This is a genomic window from Streptomyces sp. NBC_01465 (assembly GCF_036227325.1).
Lineage (GTDB): Bacteria > Actinomycetota > Actinomycetes > Streptomycetales > Streptomycetaceae > Streptomyces.
The window spans coordinates 3,962,952-3,980,440 of sequence record NZ_CP109467.1 but is presented as its reverse complement, the minus strand read 5'-3'; the positions used below and the strand labels follow the sequence as shown (position 1 = coordinate 3,980,440).

The window sequence follows — 17,489 nt, the reverse complement described above, 5'->3', positions numbered from 1 at the left end:
AGCAGCCAGGGGCCCCGGACGCACATCCGGAGACCCCCGGCACCCCTCAGTGGTGCCGGCCGCCCGCCCGGGCGAGAGCCGTCACGAACCGGGCCGCGTCGACGGTGCCGACGCCGGTGGCCATGTCGTAGCCGTTGACCGCGGTGTAGCCGGTCACACCCTCATAGGTGTTGTTCGTACCGTCGTTGACATCAACGATGCCGGACGACTTGCTCCTCGCCAGGGAGTACAGCGCGCTGTTGATGTCCCCGACCCGGTGGCCGGCGGCCTGGTCGGCGAGGGCGACGATCCCGGAGAACAGCGGGCTGGCCTCGCTCGTGCCCCCGTAGACGTCCCAGCCGACCGCGGTGGGGTCGAAGCTGGAGTAGGTCCAGGCACCGCCGTTGACCGCGGCGGCCATCGAGATGTCAGGGGTGCCACGACGCGCGCCGACGACGTTCTTCACCCCGTTCTGGAACGAGGGCCGGGAGAACACATGCGACTGCCCGCCGCCACCGGCGCCGTAGTCGTTGTACACGCTGTCCGGCGAGATGCGGTCTCCCTTGTCGTTCAGATGCAGCTGCGTGCCGCCGATGGACGTCACCAACGGGTCCGAGGACGGCCAGGAGTTGACGCGCTCCTTGTAGTACCCCTGCCCGTCCGCGGTGCTGTCGGTCGCACCGCCGTCACCGGAGGAGGCGAGGACGGTCACGCCATGAGCGGCGGCGTCCTTGAAGGCGTAGCGCAGCTTGCCGATGCTGGAGAAGTTCCCCTGGTCGAAGCCGGGGAACGTGTTCTCCGTCGCCCCGAAGCTCTGCGTGATCACATCACCGACGCCGTGGTCGACGAGGGACTTCTCCGCGGACATCATCTCCGGCAGCCCGGTGACGCCCTCGGTCTCGGCGACCGCGGTCTCGACGAGCACGATCTTCGCGTCCGGCGCGACGGCGTGAGCCATCTCCACATCGAGCGTGGTCTCACCGGCCCAGCCGGTCATGTCGGCGTTCTTCGGGTCGAACGCGGGGACATGACCCCACTTCTTGACCTGCACCGTGGTGCTCTTCATCCCGAACTGCTTGCTGTAGACGTCCAGATCGTGCTGGATGGTCGGAGAGCCGAACGAGTCGACGATGACGATCGTGCGGCCCTTGCCGGTGATCCCGGACTTGTACAGCGGATTGAGGTTGTACGCCTGCCGGTACTGGATCGGGCTGTAGCAGGCGATCTTCCACTGGGCCTGGCACTGCTCGATGGGCAGAGGGCTGCTCACCCCGCTGACGAGCCGCTGCCCCGCGACAGCCGGAACCGCCTTGGTGGGCGGCACGGCATGGGCATCCGCCGCGTTGGCGGTGCTCCCCAGCGGGGTGGCTATCAACGCAGCGGCAACAAGGGCGGTGGCCCCGGCCGTTGTGGCTCCGGCACGGGACCGGGGACGGGCTATGCGCATGACTTCTCCTTGTATGGAGCGGAGCCGCACGAAGCGGCTGCCGTGATCCCATCCGGGGAGCATGAGCAGGACAAGAGCGTTGGTTCATTGATTTCGAACGCTTTGCCTGAGCAGTCATTCCTGTGGGGAGCCCATGGCTCTTTCATGGCCAAAGCCCGGCCCGTCCGTTCACACCAAGGTGCGGAACTCGGACTCCAGCGAGTGCAGCAGCGCCTTCTCCCCGGGATCGTCCTCGCCCGACAGCAGGAGCAGGGCGTCCTGGCATTCGATCTCGCAGCGATACCTCAGGTAGGAGATGTCGACGCGATCCCGGAGACCGCGCACTCCGCTCTCAGGCGGCAGAACCACATGCGGATACAGCGTGGTGAGGCGTCTCCAGAGCGGCTTGAGTCGGCGCAGGACGCGCAGGTCGGCGCAGAGGTGGCGCAACGCCGCCGCCGCACGCCACAGGAAGACGAAGTACAGGCCCAGGACGCAGGCGAGGATCGCCGCTCCGGTCAGGACGAAGTTGGCGGCGCTGTAGGAGGCGAACGAGCTGTCGGAGACGAGTTGGGCGACCACCAGGCCGAGGCGGTTGACACAGGTGATGGCGTACGCGGTCATTCCGACAGCGCCCACCCCGACGGCGACGGCGACGTGCCCGTGCACGACGCGCGTGATGCGTACGCAGGCGACGGCGGACGTGCCCGAGCAGTAGAGGAAGAAGAGATTGCCGACGACGTAGATCCCGACGATCCGCCAGTCGTCGGCGTACTTGTCATGCAGGGGAGTGGTACGCCGGTCCGAGGGTGTCGTGGCCATGAGGAGGGCGAGGAAGGCGCTGACCGTGCACGCCGCGAGAAAGAGTCTCCCCCGCCACCAGGGTCGGTCGTCCCCGCCGGACAGGGGGCGCCACAGGTAGGTGGCGAGGAGGGCCAGGCTGATGGACACGCCGGTGTCCATGGTGATCGACGCGACTCCGGGGCGGTCCTCGAAGGGCACGTCGTGCCGTACGGCGGGCAGACCCGCCAGGGCGGCGCAGGTGAAGCAGACCAGGGCCACCATCAGCATCGTCGTGGGCTGGCTGCGCGACGGTCTGTGTCTCAACCGGACGGTCTTCAGCAGCAGGGCCACGCAGAGGAATCCGGACAGGACGCACTGGAGCCGGATGGCCACGCGCTCAGTTCCCTGCGAAGTAGCTGTGGATGTCCGACGGGTCACCGTTGTCGTCGAGCAGCAGCTCGGCAAGGGCCGTTGCGAGCAGTTCGGCCTCCCGCTCCGAGGCCGAGTCGTACGCGGATCTCATGCGTACGACATCGCCCGGAGCCAGGGTGTCGAGGGCAGGGAGCGTCGGTTCGTAGTCCGGCAGCTCCTCGCCCTCGTGGTCGCACAGGATGTGCGCGAGTTCGTGCAGCACGATGTGGTCGCGATGGCTTCCGGTGGCCAGTTCCTGGACGACCACCACATCGTCATGGGCCCGTGAGATCCAGACGCCCAGAGGGCCGGGCATCGGGAGGCGCGCCTCGACCACGCGGATGGCCCTGCCGCGCAACGAGCTCATCTGGTCGCACAGTTCATAGGCCGTCGCGAACGGGTCGAGGCGCAGCGCTCGGACGTGCTTCCGGCATGAATGAATGTTCGTGAAGGCTGAAGGCGTCACGTCTTTCCATCCATCATGTCGAGGATCGCGATCAGGTGGTTCCGCAGTTCCGGAGTCATCTTTCCGGCGCGCATGGCGATGTGCCGGACCTGCTGGTCATTGAGTGGTGAGAGCTGTTCCTCGCCGGCCGGTGCGTGCGTCGGCTGCGATCTGCCGGAGGCGAGCCAGTCGACGCTGATCTCCGGGTGGTCCTCGGGGAGATGCTCGCCGAAGAAGTGGACGAGTGCGAGGACGACGGCGATGGAGGGGTTGGTGTAGCGGCCGGACCGGAGCATTCCGAGGTAGCTGCGGGAGAGCTTGACCTGGTACGTGTCGGTGGAGCGGGTGATGAGGTCCGCGACCTCGCCGGTGCTGAAGGTGCGCCAGGTGCCCCGGTCGCCGTCGCGGGTCCCCGCTATGGAGAAGAGGTGGTTGAGCCGGCCTGCGAAGGTCTCCTGGCCATCCTGGTGTTCCATCCCGCTCTCCATTTACCGAGAAGTACCGCAGTTCGGACGTGGCCCTCCGAGCGGGGCCGCAGCTGCGTGCCAGGATACTGGCGCGTTCACTCCCCGGGAAGAAGCACAATCTTTCCGCCGACGCCTCCTTCGAGCCCGAGTGCGAGTGCTGCCGCCGCTTGTGACAGGGGGAAGCGGGCGGCCACGGGCAGTGCGAAGGGGCTGTGTCCGATCAGGTCGAGCGTGGACGCCAACTCCAGCGGAACGTGATCGAGGTGGGGCACGCCGCGTTCGTGGGCCCGTCGATCGGCGATGGTCACCCGGCGGGCCGGGTCCTTCACCGCGTGTACGGCCATGTCGGTGGGCTGTTGGCCGCCCGCGCAGTCGACGCTGGCATGGAAGGGACCGAGCCTGTCGAGCCGGTCGCGCAGCCCTTCGCCGTACTCCACCGGTGTCGCGCCCAGACCGCGGAGAAGGGCGTGGTGGCGGGCCGATCCTGTGCCGACGACTTCGGATGCGCCCATGAGCAGGGCGAGTTGGACCGTGGCCAGACCCGTACCGCCGGACGCTCCGTGCACGAGCAGCCGCTCGCCCGCGCGCAGGCCGACTTGGCGCAGCGCGGAGTACGCGGTACCTGCGGCTACGGGAAGTACGGCGGCCTGCTCGGCGGAGAACCGGCCCGGCTGAGGCGTGAGTTGGTCGGCCTCCTGCGCCGCGGGAACGGCTTCGTGGGTACGGAAGGTCCCGGGGCGCCCGTGCCGGATGACGGGGTCGCCGACCGTGAACCGACGCACCCCCGGGCCGACGGCGACCACGACCCCGGCAGCCTCGACGCCCAGGCAGGCGCCGGGCAGGTTCATCGGAACACGGGCGCGCAGGTCGCCGCGGAGGATCTTCCAGTCGATGGGATTGATCCCGATCGCCCGGTAACGGACGACGACTTCGCCGGATCCCGGCCGGGGCACGGGTTCGTCCTTCACGTACAGCGTGCCGGGTTCGCCGTAGTGGTCGAAGAGTACGGAGGTGCTCAACGTGGTCCTCTCGTCCGCCGCGAGCGCCAACTCCCGCCGGGGAACCCGCTGTTACGGGTACGTGAACACATCGGTGGCCCCGAGTGGCGTGCATCACAAAGCGCTTGCGGCACAATGGGGTGCCAGCATACTTGTCGCCGAGGCCAGTAAACGCTGCAGCCTTGGGGGGTATGGGGGACGGCGCAGCCGACCGCACTCGGCGTCCAAAAGCATCACCGTTTCCGGTAGTTGACATCTCACAGTCCTCCGGCCTCGCAAAGACCACCACGAACGAGGGGAAGAGCGTGATGATCCGATCGATCGCCACCATGACGTTGGGTGGCACGCTGCCGGAGAAGTTCGATGCCATCGCGGCCGCCGGATTCCAGACCATCGAGCTGGCCCAGAGCGATCTCGAGAGCTTCGACGGCCCGCCCGAGGACATCAGGAAACTGGCGGACACGTACGGGATCCGCATCAGCGTCTATCAACCGTTCCGTGATTTCGAAGGACGGCCCCGCGGCGAATTCGGGCATCACCTCGAAAGAGCGCAGGAGATGTTGCGGACGGCCCGTGCACTCGGCGCCGAGTTGCTGCTGGTGTGCAGCACCGTGGCCGGCGACGCGGTGGGCGACGAGGACGTCCGGGTAGCGGACCTCCGCATCCTGGCCGACGTGGCCGCCGAAGCCGGGATCAAGATCGGCTACGAGGCGCTGTCGTGGGGGAAGTTCGCCCACTTGTACCGGCACGCCTGGCGCATCGTCGACCAGGTGGACCGACCCAACTTCGGGCTCGTACTGGACACGTTCCATTCGCTGGCGCTCGACGACGAACTGTCGCTCCTGGACAGCATTCCGGCGGACCGCATAGCCCTCATACAGGTCGCGGACGCACCGTTCATGTCGTGCGACATCATCCAATGGAGCCGGCACCACCGATGCCTTCCGGGCGAGGGCTCGTTCGACCTCGAGGGCTTTCTCCGCAGGCCGATGAGAAACGGCTATCGGGGCCTGCTGTCGCTCGAAGTCTTCAGCGACCAGGCCAATACCGAGAATCCGGCGGCAGTGGCCGCGCGCGGATTCCGGTCGCTCTGCGCACTCGAATACTCCACTCGCCGGACCCTGGCTGCCACGACCACTCCAGAACGCCTCGCCTCCTAGCGCAGAAGATGGGAATGCCATGACCTACCGCACCCGTACGGCCTCTCTGAAGGACTACCAGAAAGGCTCGGCAGAGCTTTTCGGCGATGACCCGAAGCGCTATGCGTTCAGCAATGTGTACGACGTCGGAAACCGGTTCGGGGCCTTCGAGCGCATCGCCGTGACCAAGAGCATGGAGTACGTCACCGAAGTGATGAAGGTGGAGCGGACCGGCCCGTGGTTCGCCGCCGCACACGACGAGTTCGCGCTCGTCATGGACGGCGAGGTCGAGATCGTCTTCGTCGAGGCGGCGGCCGACGCGATACCGCCCGCAGGCCACCTCGGCGCGATACGCCTCGATGCCGACCCGGTGGGCCCGCGGATGGGTACCGTCCGCGCCCGCCACGGGCACCTGGTGCTGCTGCCGGCAGGCGCCGCCTACCGGTTCTCGGCGGACCCGGCGGCTCTCGTCATCCTGCAGACCATCGCCGGCGAACTCACCCAGGAACGCTGGGCCGAGATCTGCCAGGCCGTCTGAGTCCCCCGCATCCGCCCCACCCACACGAGGGAGTTCGATCCATGACTGAAACCCTGTTGCCGACCGACCCCGCACTCGACCCCGCACCCGACGCGGCAGCGGCCCTGGTCGTCGGCGAACCCGCCGAATTCGGCTACCGCACCTTCGAGCTCGGCGAGTTCCGCTTCAGCCGGGACGAGTACTTCGTCCGCATCACCTGGCCGACCGGCAGCCATCTCATGGAAATAGGCCAGTTCCTGCACGTACTGGTCCGCACCATGGGCCAGGACTTCTTCTTCGGCTGGGTCTTCTTCGACGAGGTCTTCGGCACCCTCAACCACTACGGAAAGATCGAGCTGTTCGCCGGTACGTACAGCCCGGCCCACCGCGACGCCGGGGCGGCACACTCCGAGCTCGTCGGCTCCACGGAGGCGCACGCACTCTTCCTGGCCATCGCCACGGACTGGGTCAGCGAGGGCTACGACCCGATGGCCGAACCGGGCGAGGCCGGCTCGCCCTTCGGCCCGAAGGGCGCACCCTCGACCGCCGACCTCGACCGCGGATTCACCCCTATCCCCCAGCGGATGCTGGGCCTCGAAGGGGACGTCCCGGTCCGCAGCGAGGCCGCGGGCCAGCACATCAACCGCGCCTTCGCCGACCTCGACCTCGATGTGCCGGACGTTCTCCCCGAACCCGGCTTCGAGGGCCGCCTGCACGCCATCAACGCGTTCGACCACATCGCGCGCTCGGACGTCAGCTGGATCCCGTCGGTCGTCTCGGTCACCAAGGACAGCATCACGTGCATGTCCAGCGAGGAGGACCGCCTCCGGATCACCCACGGCAACGACCGCCCCGAGTGGTTCATTCAGCTCACCGACGAGATCCACTGGGACATAGCGGACAAGGAGGGCGGAGCCCCCTGCGGCCGCGTGGTGATGCGGCCGGGCGACGTCGCGGCCATGCCGGCCGACATCCGCCACAAGGGATACGCCCCCAAGCGGGCCATGTTGCTGGTGATCGAGAACATGACCCCCGGCCTGCCGGAGCTCTACGCGGAGGGCCAACTCCCGCCCCATCCCGTCGAGTTCTGACGTCGTACCACGGAAATGAAACGGGGACGGAAGTGCTGACCAACGAAGACGTGATCATCGTCGGTGCCGGGATCGGCGGCCTGGTCCTGGCCCTGGAACTGCACGCCCACGGCGTGCCGTGCCGGGTGTTCGAAGCCGCGCCGGAGATCAAACCGCTGGGCATGGGAATCAACATCCAGCCGTACGCCACCGAGGTGCTGGACGGCCTCGGACTGCTCGAAGCGCTCGAGTCGCACGCGGTGGTGACCGGGGAGTTCCTCTTCTGCAACCAGCACGGCCAGGAGATATACCGTTCGCCGGCCGGCCGGGCGGCTGGTCACGTCTTCCCCCAACTCTCCATCCACCGTGGGGATCTGCACGCGGTGCTCCTCGACGCCGTACGCAGCAGGATCGGTTCCGACCGCGTCTCCACCGGATGGCGGTGCGTCGGCACCGGGCAGTTCGACGACCGCGCCTGGGCCACGTTCGCCCACGGGACGGAGGTCTCCACCGTCGAGGGCGCGGCCGTGGTCGGGTGCGACGGAATCCACTCGGTCGTCTACCGGGAACTGTTCCCCTACGGTCCGGCGCTGCGCTACTCCGGTACGAACATGTGGCGCGGGACCAGCGTCTTTCCCGACTTCCTCTCGGGAGCGAGCATGGTGCGGGCCGGACTGCCCGCCGAGGGCAAGATCGTCGTCTATCCGATCCGGCGCGACATCGACGGGCGCGGCAACAACCTGGTCAACTGGGTGGTTGAGATCGACACACCTCTGTCCGACCCGACGGGTGTCACCGCTCTCGGCAGGACAGAGGATTTCGCGGACCGGTTCGCGCGTTGGCATTTCGACTGGCTCGACATCCCGGACCTGTTGAGCAGGTCCGTGGGGCCGGTGCTGGAGGTTCCGATGATGGACCGCGATCCGCTCGACCGGTGGAGCAGCGGCCGGATCACGCTCCTGGGCGACGCCGCGCACCCCCTGGTCCCCCTCGGATCCAACGGCGGCGGCCAGGCCGTGCTCGACGCCAGGTCACTCGCATCGCACCTGGCGGAGGACATACCGGTGGAGCAGGCGCTGGATCGCTACGAGGAGGAGCGGCGAGCCCACACCGCGAGCATCGTTCTCGGTGACCGCAGGGGAGTGGTCGACCTGATGGTCCGCGAGGTCGACCGCAGAACCCTTGGCCTGCCGTTCGAGCGTCTCTCCGACGTCATATCGAGCGAGGAGCTGGCAGTCCTGGCCGTACCGAACTACCAGGACGCCGAGATCGAGCCGTCGCCGTATGTCTAATCACCAACGTGCCCAGGGGATCGGAACACCGCATGTCTGAGTCATCAACTTCCGCGCGAGAGAATCCGGCCGTGAAGTCCGCGCCCGAAACCCCGCCGACAGAGACCGGCGTCTCGACCAGCCTCATCGTCGTGTTCGCCGCCGCGTGCGGACTGTCCGTCGCCAACCTCTACTACGCGCAGCCGCTGATCGGCACGATCGCGTCGGCCTTCCATGTGGGCCAGTCCTCCGTGGGCGTCGCGGTCACGGTCACACAGCTCGGATACGCCGCAGGACTGGTCCTGGTCGTACCGCTCGGCGACCTGATCGAGAACCGCAGACTGATCACCGTCGTGATGTCCGTCGCCGTCGTGGCCCTGCTGGCAGCGGCCTCCATGACGACGCTGCCCGGATTCTTCGCCGCAGCGCTCGCGATCGGACTGACAGCGGTGGCGGCGCAGATCGTCGTGCCCTTCGCAGCCCATCTCGCTCAGCCGGAGTCCCGCGGGCGAGTGGTCGGGCAAGTGATGAGCGGCCTGCTGGCCGGGATCGTGCTCGCCCGGGTGGTGGCCGGAATCATCTCCGGCATCGCGGGCTGGCGCGCGGTCTACATCTTCTCCGCGGTACTGCTCGCCGTCATGGTCGTCATCCTCCGCCGGTCGCTTCCCGTCCGTCAGCCGGAATCCGTCGGAACCTACCGAAGCCTCATCACCTCACTGGGCCGCATCTACCTCCGTGAACCGGTCCTGCGCCGGCGGGCCTTCTACCAGGCCGCCATGTTCGGCACGTTCAGCGTCTTCTGGACGGGGATCACGTTCCTGCTCTCCCGCGCGCCCTTCGACTTCTCGACGACGGAGCTCGGCGTGTTCGCGATCGCCGGCGTACTCGGGGTCTTCATGGCCCCGCTGGCGGGCCGGCTCGGCGACAAGGGCCACGAACGGTGGCTGACGGGCGCGGCGTTCCTCCTGGCAGCCGGCAGTTTCGCGGTGACCCTGCTGCAGAAGGAGCTGTGGGCCCTCGTCTTCGGTGCGCTCTTCATCGACCTCGCCGTGCAGACAACGCTGGTGCTCGGACAGCGGGCCATCTACGCCCTGAACCCGCTCGAACGCAGCCGCCTCAACACCCTCTACATCGCGACCTTCTTCGTCGGAGGTGCGATCGGCTCGGCCGGCGCGGGCATCGTCTTCGCGCGCTACGGCTGGCCGGGAGTGGTGACACTCGGCGCGGCATTCCCGCTGGCCGCCTTCCTCTTCAGCCTTACGGAGCGGAAGCCGGCCCAGTCGCCGGACACCGCGTAGCCCCTCAACTTCCGCGATCGGCCCATGCGAAAGGCAATGTGGCACCGATGGATTCTTCGGAGAGTTCCTTCGATTCATGGCGCGGCCTTCCGGCGGCGCAGCAGCCCCAATGGCCCGACCCGCCGGCCCTGCGATCGGTGACGGACGAGTTGGCGTCATACCCGCCACTGGTGTTCGCGGGCGAGTGCGACCTGCTCAAGGACCGGCTGGCCGCAGTGGCGCGTGGCGAGGCCTTCCTGCTGCAGGGCGGTGACTGCGCGGAAACGTTCGCCGCCACGTCGGCCGAAGCGGTCCGGAACAAGCTGGAGACGCTCCTGCAGATGGCAGTCGTACTGACCTACGCGGCGTCGGTGCCGGTGGTCAAGGTCGGCCGCATCGCAGGCCAGTACTCCAAGCCGCGTTCGAGCAACACCGAGACCCGCGAGGGGGTGACGCTTCCCGCGTACCGCGGCGATGCGGTCAACGGATTCGACTTCACACCGGAAGCACGAATACCGGACCCCAGACGACTGCAGCGGATGTACCAGGCGTCGGCGGCGACCCTCAACCTGGTCCGCGGGTTCACCGCGGGCGGCTACGCGGACCTGCGCCAGGTGCACACCTGGAACCAGGACTTCGTGGCCGACTCCCCGGCCGGCGAACGCTACGAGATCCTCGCCAGGGAGATCGACCGCGCGCTGCACTTCATGAACGCCTGCGGGGTCGACCCCGACGAGTTCCACACGGTCGAGTTCTTCGCCTCCCACGAGGGCCTGATCCTCGACTACGAGGCCGCGCTGACCCGCATCGATTCACGCACCGGCACCCCCTACAACACCTCGGGACACCTGGTGTGGATCGGTGAGCGCACCAGGGACCTCGACGGCGCGCACATCGAGTACTTCTCGAAGATCCGCAACCCGATCGCGGTGAAGCTGGGCCCGACCACCTCCGCCGACACAGCACTGGCCCTGATCGACAAACTCGACCCCGACCGCGAGCCCGGCCGCCTCACCTTCATCGTCCGCATGGGCGCGGAAAAGGTCAGGGACGTGCTCCCGGCCCTGGTGGAGAAGGTCACAGCTTCAGGCACGACGGTCGCCTGGGTGTGCGACCCGATGCACGGCAACACGTTCGAGGCCCCGTCCGGACACAAGACACGACGCTTCGACGACGTACTGAACGAGGTCAAGGGCTTCTTCGAGGTGCACCGGGCACTCGGCAGCCACCCGGGCGGCATCCACGTGGAGTTGACGGGGGACGACGTGACCGAATGCGTAGGCGGTGGCACAGAAATCGTCTTCGACGACCTGGCAAACCGCTACGAGTCGACCTGCGACCCACGCCTGAACCGCAGACAGTCCCTGGACTTGGCGTTCCTGCTGGCCGAGATCATGCAGGAGAAGCATCCGACGTGACCGGGGCCCGGACAACAAACAAGGCCCCGGTCGATGACCTGGGCCTTTGTCATGGAGCGAGTGACGGGAATCGAACCCGCGCTCTGAGCTTGGGAAGCTCATGTTCTACCATTAAACTACACTCGCGCAGCGCGCCCCTGAGGGGGTCGCATCGTCGCTCACTCTACCTCATGGCCGGCCCCGGGCGTATCCGCTCAGGGGCCTTCGTGCTGTTCGGGGTGGGGATCTTGGTGCGGGGGAAGGAAGTTGAGGCGTAGCGTGGGGCTTCGGAGTGCCGGTTGGATTGGTGTCCTGTTCATCCCTTAATGTGGCGTTTTCTCGTCCAGGCTTGATGGGGAAGGGACTTGATGGACCCGATGGAGCGCACCGTCGTCCGCTGTGCCGAAGGGCATGTTTTCAGTACCAACTCGTTCCCGATGCAGCAGCTCGGGGCCGACCGGCTCGGTCCTGGGCGGCTCATTCGCTGTCCGCGCTGTGCGCGGTTGCGGCATGCCGTGCCGGTGGCTGTGGAGCAGCGGTAGCGGCCGGCGGAGCAAGCGGAGTACAGGCGCGCGGGCTGTCCGATTGGGGCGGGGCCGCGCGCTCTGCGTATCCTCGGGGCGTGCTTCTCTCAGACAAGGACATCCGGGCCGAGATCGACGCCGGGCGCGTGCGCATCGATCCGTACGACGAATCGATGGTGCAGCCGTCGAGCATTGATGTGCGTCTCGATCGCTTCTTCCGGGTGTTCGAGAACCACCGCTATCCGCACATCGATCCTGCCGTCGAGCAGGAGGACCTGACGCGCGAGGTCGAGCCGGAAGGGGATGAGGCGTTCATCCTTCATCCCGGTGAGTTCGTGCTCGCGTCGACCTATGAGGTCATTTCGCTTCCCGACGACATTGCGTCGCGGCTGGAAGGGAAGTCGAGTCTCGGGCGGCTCGGGCTCGTTACGCATTCGACTGCTGGATTTATCGATCCCGGGTTCTCCGGGCATGTGACGCTTGAATTGTCGAATGTGGCGACGCTTCCCATGAAGCTGTGGCCGGGGATGAAGATCGGGCAGCTGTGCATGTTCCGGCTGTCGTCGCCCGCCGAGCACCCGTACGGCAGCGAGCGGTACGGGTCGCGGTACCAGGGGCAGCGCGGGCCGACCGCTTCGCGGTCCTTCCTCAATTTCCATCGGACACAGGTGTGAGTACGGGTATGGGTGCGGGTGTGGGTTCGGTGCGCGAAGATCTGACCTACGAGGGTTTTGGGAATGCGGTGCGCGAGCTCGCGCAGACCATTGCCGACGACGGTTACGAGCCCGACATCGTGCTCAGCATTGCCCGTGGCGGTGTTTTTGTCGCAGGCGGTCTGGCTTACGCGCTCGACTGCAAGAACATTCATCTCGTGAATGTCGAGTTCTATACGGGTGTGGGCACGACTCTGGAAATGCCCGTCATGCTCGCGCCCGTTCCCAACGTCATCGACTTCTCGGACAAGAAGGTGCTCATCACCGATGACGTCGCCGACACCGGGAAGACCCTGAAGCTCGTGCACGACTTCTGCCTGGGCGCTGTCGCCGAGGTGCGGTCCGCCGTCGTCTATGAGAAGTCGCACTCGCTGGTGAAGTGCGAGTACGTGTGGAAGCGCACGGACGAGTGGATCAACTTTCCGTGGAGTGTCTTGCCTGTAGTACGTAAGTCGGGAGTACCGGTCACACCTTCGAAGGAAGCGCTGTGACCTGTGGCGACGGAGTCGCTGTACTGCCTCAACAGTAGTTCGTGATCCCGATGTGATTGTCAGTGGCGTCCGGTAGCTTCCCAGGTAGTCCAAATCTGTGGAGGGGTAGTGGCGGATCAGCCGGTACGGGGCGACTCGAACGGTCCTCAGCGGCCTCGAACCTACGATGAGATCATCAAGGATTCGTGGACGACAGAGGAAGAGCAGACGCGAGCCCAGGCGGACTCGCTGCTCGGACACATGGCAGCCCTGCTCTTTCAGCGGGGAGACACCAAGCATGTTCAGGCGCTGTTGCTCGTTCGCGGCGCGAGCATCGAGTACGACCCCCAGGATCAGACCAATGATCTGTGGCTGGAGTTCGATCCGGGCAACAAACCGATCTTTACAGAAGACGCGCAGACCATGTTGCGCAGGGTGTTCGAACAGGTCAGTGGGCGACTTGGCTACGGGGTTAGCTGGCTTGGATTCCGGGAGACCTTGCCAAGGATCGGGCCGGACTGGCGCGAGCGGCTGCAAGAGATGATGAGCGCCGAGCGGCCGACCAACCAAGCGCGTCGAACCATGCCAGAGAAGCCCCAGTGGGTACTGGATGGACTGGCCTTCACCAACTCTGGCGAGAAGCGTGTCTACCAGGCATTGAAGCACTTGCAAGAGAAGGAACTGTCCGCCGAGGACACAATTTCGATCTTCCCCCTGCCCAACGGTAGAGTCTTGGGCCACACGTGGGAGCCCGACTTGCTTGTGACGTATCGAGGGCGGGCTGGCGTACTGGAAATCGACGGGCCGAACCATCGTGCGCGCCGCGCTATGGATCACTCGCGTGATCACCTGCTCCGGGACGCTGGTGTCGCGTACGTCGATCGGATCCCGGTCGAAGTCATAGACAACCGAGATGAGTTGTTGGCCTCTCTGAAGAGGTTTCTCCGACGGTTGCGTGAGTGTCCTTAGCGACCACGCACCCCCACATTCACCACTCGCCCTGCTCCCATCCCGTCCGCCTTCGGCCCACACTCTGTGGAGCGGGCGTGGTTCATGGCGTCCAGGTGGAGCGCGCCACTGTACGAACGACCTGGACGCCATGGGCCTCGTCTGCTCGGCTTTGCCTGGGTCGAAGGTGGTCGGGATGGGAGCACCCCAACGCTCGCCACCAACCGGCCGGCACTCGCCAATGGCGCCCCTCCATCCCGGAGCCGGAGCGCCCCCGCCGGAGGCACGTCCTTGCCTCATGGCCGGCGTGAAGGTCGCGACTCATGCCCTCGGGCCTACACAGCGGGCGCGCGTCGGCGGCGGCAGCGCCGAGCGGGCCGAAGGCAGGAGCGCGGGCGCAGCCAGAGCCGGGAAGCGCGCCCGGCGGAGCGGAGCGCAGCCGGGTGCCTTGATGAAGTAGAGAAACCTGTAACAGCTCAGACCCGGAGGGGCAGAGGTGGCGGCGTCTCATCGGCGAAGCCATGGTCAACCGGTAGCGCAGGACGTTGAGCCAACCAGCCAGAGACCCTAGGCCCGCCATTGATGGCGTCGCCTTCGCGAACCGTCCGGACATGCTCGAAGCCGTGGTCTAGGTAGTAGTGCTGCAAGGCCGTGTTGGTCGTCCACGCGTCAAGGCGGAGCCACTTAGCGCATGACCGGTGGGCTCGATCCCCTGCCCAATCGAGAAGTCGCCCACCGAGGTTCTCGCCGGCGTAGTCGCGCGCGATGGTCAGCTTGTTGACGAAGACGGAGGGCTCTTCAAGCTCCTGATCGGACCACAGCCCTTCCTCTGCCTCTGAGGTAAGAGTGATCGTTCCTGCGGTTCGCTCGTGGTGGCGCAGCATGAACACCGTGCCCGCCTCGATCGTGGCCAACAGCCGATCGGCGGGGTACGGGCGACTCCATTGGTCGCTGCCCAGCCTGGTGAGCCAGGATGCGGCTTCCGTCCGGAAGGCCAAGAGGCGAGAAAGATCGTCGGGGACTGCGGGGGTGATTCTCACTTCGGTTCGTTCTCACTTCGGGCGGACAGGTCGCCGATCTCGTAGTTCATCCGGTTCAGGTCGCCCCGGAAGGTCGTGATGGTGCAACGGATCGGACGCTCGGGTGAGTATCCGACTCGGGTCCACAGCAGTACGGGGATGCCGGCGCCGATCTCAAGCAGCCTGGCTTCCTCCGGGGTTGGCATACGCGTTGCGATCTCGTCCGCGTAGCCAACCTGCTCGATGCCCTGGCTCGCGAGGTATCGGGTGGTTCCCTCCTCGATGTCGCCGGGCTCCGTCAGCCGGGGCGCCTGCTCTACCAGCCAATCCGGATAGTGGGTGGCCTGGGTGGACCAAGGGACATCGTCAACGAACCGGTGGCAGAACCTGAGTACCGCGCGCGAGCCGGTCTCAACGCTCAGCCGGTGCGCGACGTACTCGGGAGCCGTGGTCAGCTCGACCCGGAAGGTCTGGTGCGGCCGGCGTCCGGCGTTGGTGACGTCTGTCGAGTAGGCGTCGCCGTGCTGCGGGAAGTTCAGGTTCTCGAACCTGGACGCGTTCAGCTCGAAGACTTCGTGCTTCCGTACCTCGTAGCCGAGACCCTGGCTTGAGGTGATCAGTCCCTCGCTGACTAGCTGGCTGAGACCTGACCGCACCGTGTTCCGTGACGCGTCGAAGCGAGTCGAAAGCTCGCTCTCTGAGGGGAGACGCGAGCCGGGCCCGTAGGTGCCGCTGTCGATCTCGCGCCGCAGTGCATCGGCCACCTGTCGGTACTTCGGCTGCTTACTCATGCACCCATCATGACGCACTCAGTCAACTTGTTGGTACATGTGCGGCCGAAGTGCTTGACGCCACAGCCTGACGGGTGCACTCTCGTACTCATCAACTTGTACCAACAAGTTGAGCAAGAGGGCCAATAGGGATTGGCTCCGTATCTCGGGAGACGTAATGCCGTCGTTCAAGATCGATGTTTCGACCGCTGTCGTGTTCGTCGCGACGGCTCCGACGCCGAAGCTCAAGAACAAGCAGACCGGTGAGATCGCGGTGGACCAGGAGACGGGCGCTCAGCTCGCGACGGTGGGCCTGCTGATCTCGGACGAGGGGGAGGGGAACCTCTACCAGGTGGCTGTCCCGGCCACGGGGCTCCCGAAGGAGCTGGCGCCGGGTACTCCGGTGTCGGTCGTCGGGCTCAAGGCTCGGGACTGGGAGTTCGAGGCCAACGGCCAGAAGCGCCACGGGATCAGCTTCCGCGCGGTCGCGATCACGGCAGGGGCCTGAGTCATGGCTGACCTGTCGATGTACCTGGAGGCGACGGGAGCCTTAGCCGGCGCTGGTGGTCTGGGCTATGCGAAGGTGCGCGCTCCTCGCGTGTACTGGTCGCTGGTCGGACTGCCGATCACGGCGGGGCGCTTCACCCTCACCTATCGCTCGACCATGGATGTGTGCGGGCTGACGGTTCAGCCGTCGGGTCTGCGGGCGTTCATCACGCGCAACGTGGCTCGCCGTGAGGTTCAGCCCGTGGCGCCGAAGGTTCGCCGGCTGCGCGGAACGGCAACCGGACTGCGGGTGACCCTGCGGCTTCCCGCCGGCCTGGAGCCTGCCGACGTGATCGCTTCCTCGGAGCGACTGCGGCACGCGTGGGGCGTTCACTCGGTGGTCGTCATCGAGACGAAGCCGGGCTTCATCGAGCTGCGGATGACCGGTCATGACGTGCTGGGCCGGGTGCAGATGCCGCGCAAGGCACAGCCGCATGACCTCGTGGTGCCGGTGGCGCTGCGGGAGGACGGTACGGCTTTCGAGCGCGACTACCGCAAGGTCCCCATGGCGCTGACTTTGGGCGCGACCCTCTCGGGGAAGTCGATGTACCAGCGCAACCTGATCAAGGGGCTTGCCCAACTGCCCGTCGCGATCGTCGGAATCGACTGCAAGCGCGGTGTTGAGCAGCGCGGATACGCACCGCGTCTCTCGGCCCTGGCCATCACACCGGACGATGCCGCCTCGCTGATCGACGTGCTGGTCGCGGAGATGGAAGACCGCTTCGATCTCCTCGGCGCCTACGGCGTATCCGACCTGTGGGAGCTTCCTGAGCTCGCACGGCCGGCGCCGATCGTGGTGATGGTCGATGAGATCGCGGAACTCTTCCTGACCGCCTCGAAGAAGGATGAGGACCGGCGGGAGCGTCTGGTCATGGGCTTGATCCGGATTGCGCAGATGGCCCGTGCGGTCGGGATCTACCTGGAGATTTGCGGGCAGCGCTTCGGCTCCGAACTCGGCAAGGGCGCCACCATGCTCCGTGCCCAGCTCACCGGGCGTGTGGTGCACCGGGTCAACGACAAGCAGACCGCCGAAATGGGCCTCGGAGACATCGCCCCCGAAGCCGTCCCGCTCGTGACCACGATGCCCGCCGATCGCCCCGGCCTCGCTGTCGCCGGCGACGCCTCGGGTGGCTGGTCCCGCATTCGCACCCCGTTCACGACGCGAGAGGAAGCGGCGGCGGCCTGCCGGGAGTTCGCGCACATGACCCCCGACGTGCCCGCCCTCGATCCCTTCCGCCCGAGCCCGGTTCCGGCTGGTGGTCCGTGGTCGACCGTGACCCCGGTCCCGGCCACCAAGTAACCAGATGGGAGGCGCCACT

General features: G+C 66.5%; 18 protein-coding genes and 1 tRNA gene. 11 read left to right on the top strand and 8 right to left on the bottom strand.

Features of this window, described 5'->3' with window-relative positions:
- Window positions 1-46 precede the first annotated feature (46 nt).
- The 5 genes from OG707_RS18755 to OG707_RS18735 form a co-directional block, all read right to left on the bottom strand.
- Entirely contained in the window at window positions 47-1,426 is a 1,380-nt protein-coding gene (locus OG707_RS18755; protein ID WP_329119733.1) for a S53 family peptidase, read from the bottom strand.
- A gap of 168 nt (window positions 1,427-1,594) precedes the next feature.
- The gene (locus OG707_RS18750; protein ID WP_329119730.1) at window positions 1,595-2,581 is read right to left on the bottom strand and encodes an MAB_1171c family putative transporter; all 987 of its coding nucleotides are present in this window, start codon (window positions 2,579-2,581) and stop codon (window positions 1,595-1,597) included.
- 4 nt (window positions 2,582-2,585) lie between these two features.
- Window positions 2,586-2,966 carry a hypothetical protein gene (locus OG707_RS18745; RefSeq protein ID WP_329119728.1) on the bottom strand — a complete coding sequence of 127 codons (381 nt, stop codon included), beginning with the start codon at window positions 2,964-2,966 and terminating at the stop codon, window positions 2,586-2,588.
- A 95-nt stretch (window positions 2,967-3,061) separates the two neighbouring features.
- Window positions 3,062-3,520 (bottom strand): hypothetical protein, encoded by a 459-nt coding sequence (locus tag OG707_RS18740; RefSeq protein WP_329119726.1) that lies wholly within the window; start codon window positions 3,518-3,520, stop codon window positions 3,062-3,064.
- 86 nt (window positions 3,521-3,606) lie between these two features.
- On the bottom strand, window positions 3,607-4,530 hold the full coding sequence (locus tag OG707_RS18735; protein WP_329119724.1) for an NADP-dependent oxidoreductase: 924 nt from the start codon (window positions 4,528-4,530) through the stop codon (window positions 3,607-3,609).
- Between the two features lie 287 nt (window positions 4,531-4,817).
- Between OG707_RS18735 and OG707_RS18730 the strand changes: the two genes are divergently transcribed.
- The 6 genes from OG707_RS18730 to OG707_RS18705 all read left to right on the top strand — a co-directional run bounded on the left by OG707_RS18730 (window position 4,818) and on the right by OG707_RS18705 (window position 11,201).
- Window positions 4,818-5,669 (top strand): sugar phosphate isomerase/epimerase family protein, encoded by an 852-nt coding sequence (locus OG707_RS18730; protein ID WP_329127869.1) that lies wholly within the window; start codon window positions 4,818-4,820, stop codon window positions 5,667-5,669.
- Window positions 5,670-5,688: 19 nt separating this feature from the next.
- A complete protein-coding gene (locus tag OG707_RS18725; protein ID WP_329119722.1) occupies window positions 5,689-6,186 on the top strand; it encodes a hypothetical protein in 498 nt (165 codons plus the stop codon).
- 41 nt (window positions 6,187-6,227) lie between these two features.
- Window positions 6,228-7,256, top strand: a complete 1,029-nt coding sequence (locus OG707_RS18720; protein ID WP_329119720.1) for a hypothetical protein — start codon at window positions 6,228-6,230, stop codon at window positions 7,254-7,256.
- A 32-nt stretch (window positions 7,257-7,288) separates the two neighbouring features.
- Window positions 7,289-8,527: an FAD-dependent monooxygenase gene (locus OG707_RS18715; protein WP_329119718.1), complete on the top strand. Its 1,239-nt coding sequence runs from the start codon at window positions 7,289-7,291 to the stop codon at window positions 8,525-8,527.
- A gap of 71 nt (window positions 8,528-8,598) precedes the next feature.
- Entirely contained in the window at window positions 8,599-9,804 is a 1,206-nt protein-coding gene (locus OG707_RS18710) for an MFS transporter (RefSeq protein ID WP_329119716.1), read from the top strand.
- A gap of 47 nt (window positions 9,805-9,851) precedes the next feature.
- Window positions 9,852-11,201 (top strand): class II 3-deoxy-7-phosphoheptulonate synthase, encoded by a 1,350-nt coding sequence (locus tag OG707_RS18705; RefSeq protein ID WP_329119714.1) that lies wholly within the window; start codon window positions 9,852-9,854, stop codon window positions 11,199-11,201.
- Between the two features lie 52 nt (window positions 11,202-11,253).
- Here OG707_RS18705 and OG707_RS18700 read toward each other — a convergent pair.
- Window positions 11,254-11,327 (bottom strand) — tRNA-Gly (locus OG707_RS18700).
- A 475-nt stretch (window positions 11,328-11,802) separates the two neighbouring features.
- Here OG707_RS18700 and dcd point away from each other — a divergent pair.
- From dcd to OG707_RS18685, 3 genes are all read left to right on the top strand, one after another.
- On the top strand, window positions 11,803-12,378 hold the full coding sequence (gene dcd / locus OG707_RS18695; RefSeq protein WP_329119712.1) for a dCTP deaminase: 576 nt from the start codon (window positions 11,803-11,805) through the stop codon (window positions 12,376-12,378).
- An 8-nt stretch (window positions 12,379-12,386) separates the two neighbouring features.
- Window positions 12,387-12,908 carry a phosphoribosyltransferase gene (locus OG707_RS18690; RefSeq protein WP_329119710.1) on the top strand — a complete coding sequence of 174 codons (522 nt, stop codon included), beginning with the start codon at window positions 12,387-12,389 and terminating at the stop codon, window positions 12,906-12,908.
- 108 nt (window positions 12,909-13,016) lie between these two features.
- Window positions 13,017-13,856 (top strand): hypothetical protein, encoded by an 840-nt coding sequence (locus tag OG707_RS18685; RefSeq protein ID WP_329119708.1) that lies wholly within the window; start codon window positions 13,017-13,019, stop codon window positions 13,854-13,856.
- A 455-nt stretch (window positions 13,857-14,311) separates the two neighbouring features.
- Here OG707_RS18685 and OG707_RS18680 read toward each other — a convergent pair whose 3' ends face one another.
- Together OG707_RS18680 and OG707_RS18675 are read right to left on the bottom strand one after the other, a co-directional pair.
- Window positions 14,312-14,875 (bottom strand): GNAT family N-acetyltransferase, encoded by a 564-nt coding sequence (locus OG707_RS18680; protein WP_329119706.1) that lies wholly within the window; start codon window positions 14,873-14,875, stop codon window positions 14,312-14,314.
- On the bottom strand, window positions 14,872-15,645 hold the full coding sequence (locus OG707_RS18675; RefSeq protein ID WP_329119704.1) for a GntR family transcriptional regulator: 774 nt from the start codon (window positions 15,643-15,645) through the stop codon (window positions 14,872-14,874). Before OG707_RS18675 ends, OG707_RS18680 begins: the two co-directional genes overlap by 4 nt.
- Window positions 15,646-15,802: 157 nt before the next feature.
- Here OG707_RS18675 and OG707_RS18670 point away from each other — a divergent pair, with 157 nt between their 5' ends.
- A complete protein-coding gene (locus OG707_RS18670; RefSeq protein WP_329119702.1) occupies window positions 15,803-16,132 on the top strand; it encodes an SCO3933 family regulatory protein in 330 nt (109 codons plus the stop codon).
- 3 nt (window positions 16,133-16,135) lie between these two features.
- Complete coding sequence (locus OG707_RS18665; protein WP_329119700.1) at window positions 16,136-17,470, top strand: FtsK/SpoIIIE domain-containing protein; 1,335 nt, start codon at window positions 16,136-16,138, stop codon at window positions 17,468-17,470.
- Window positions 17,471-17,489: the final 19 nt, after the last annotated feature.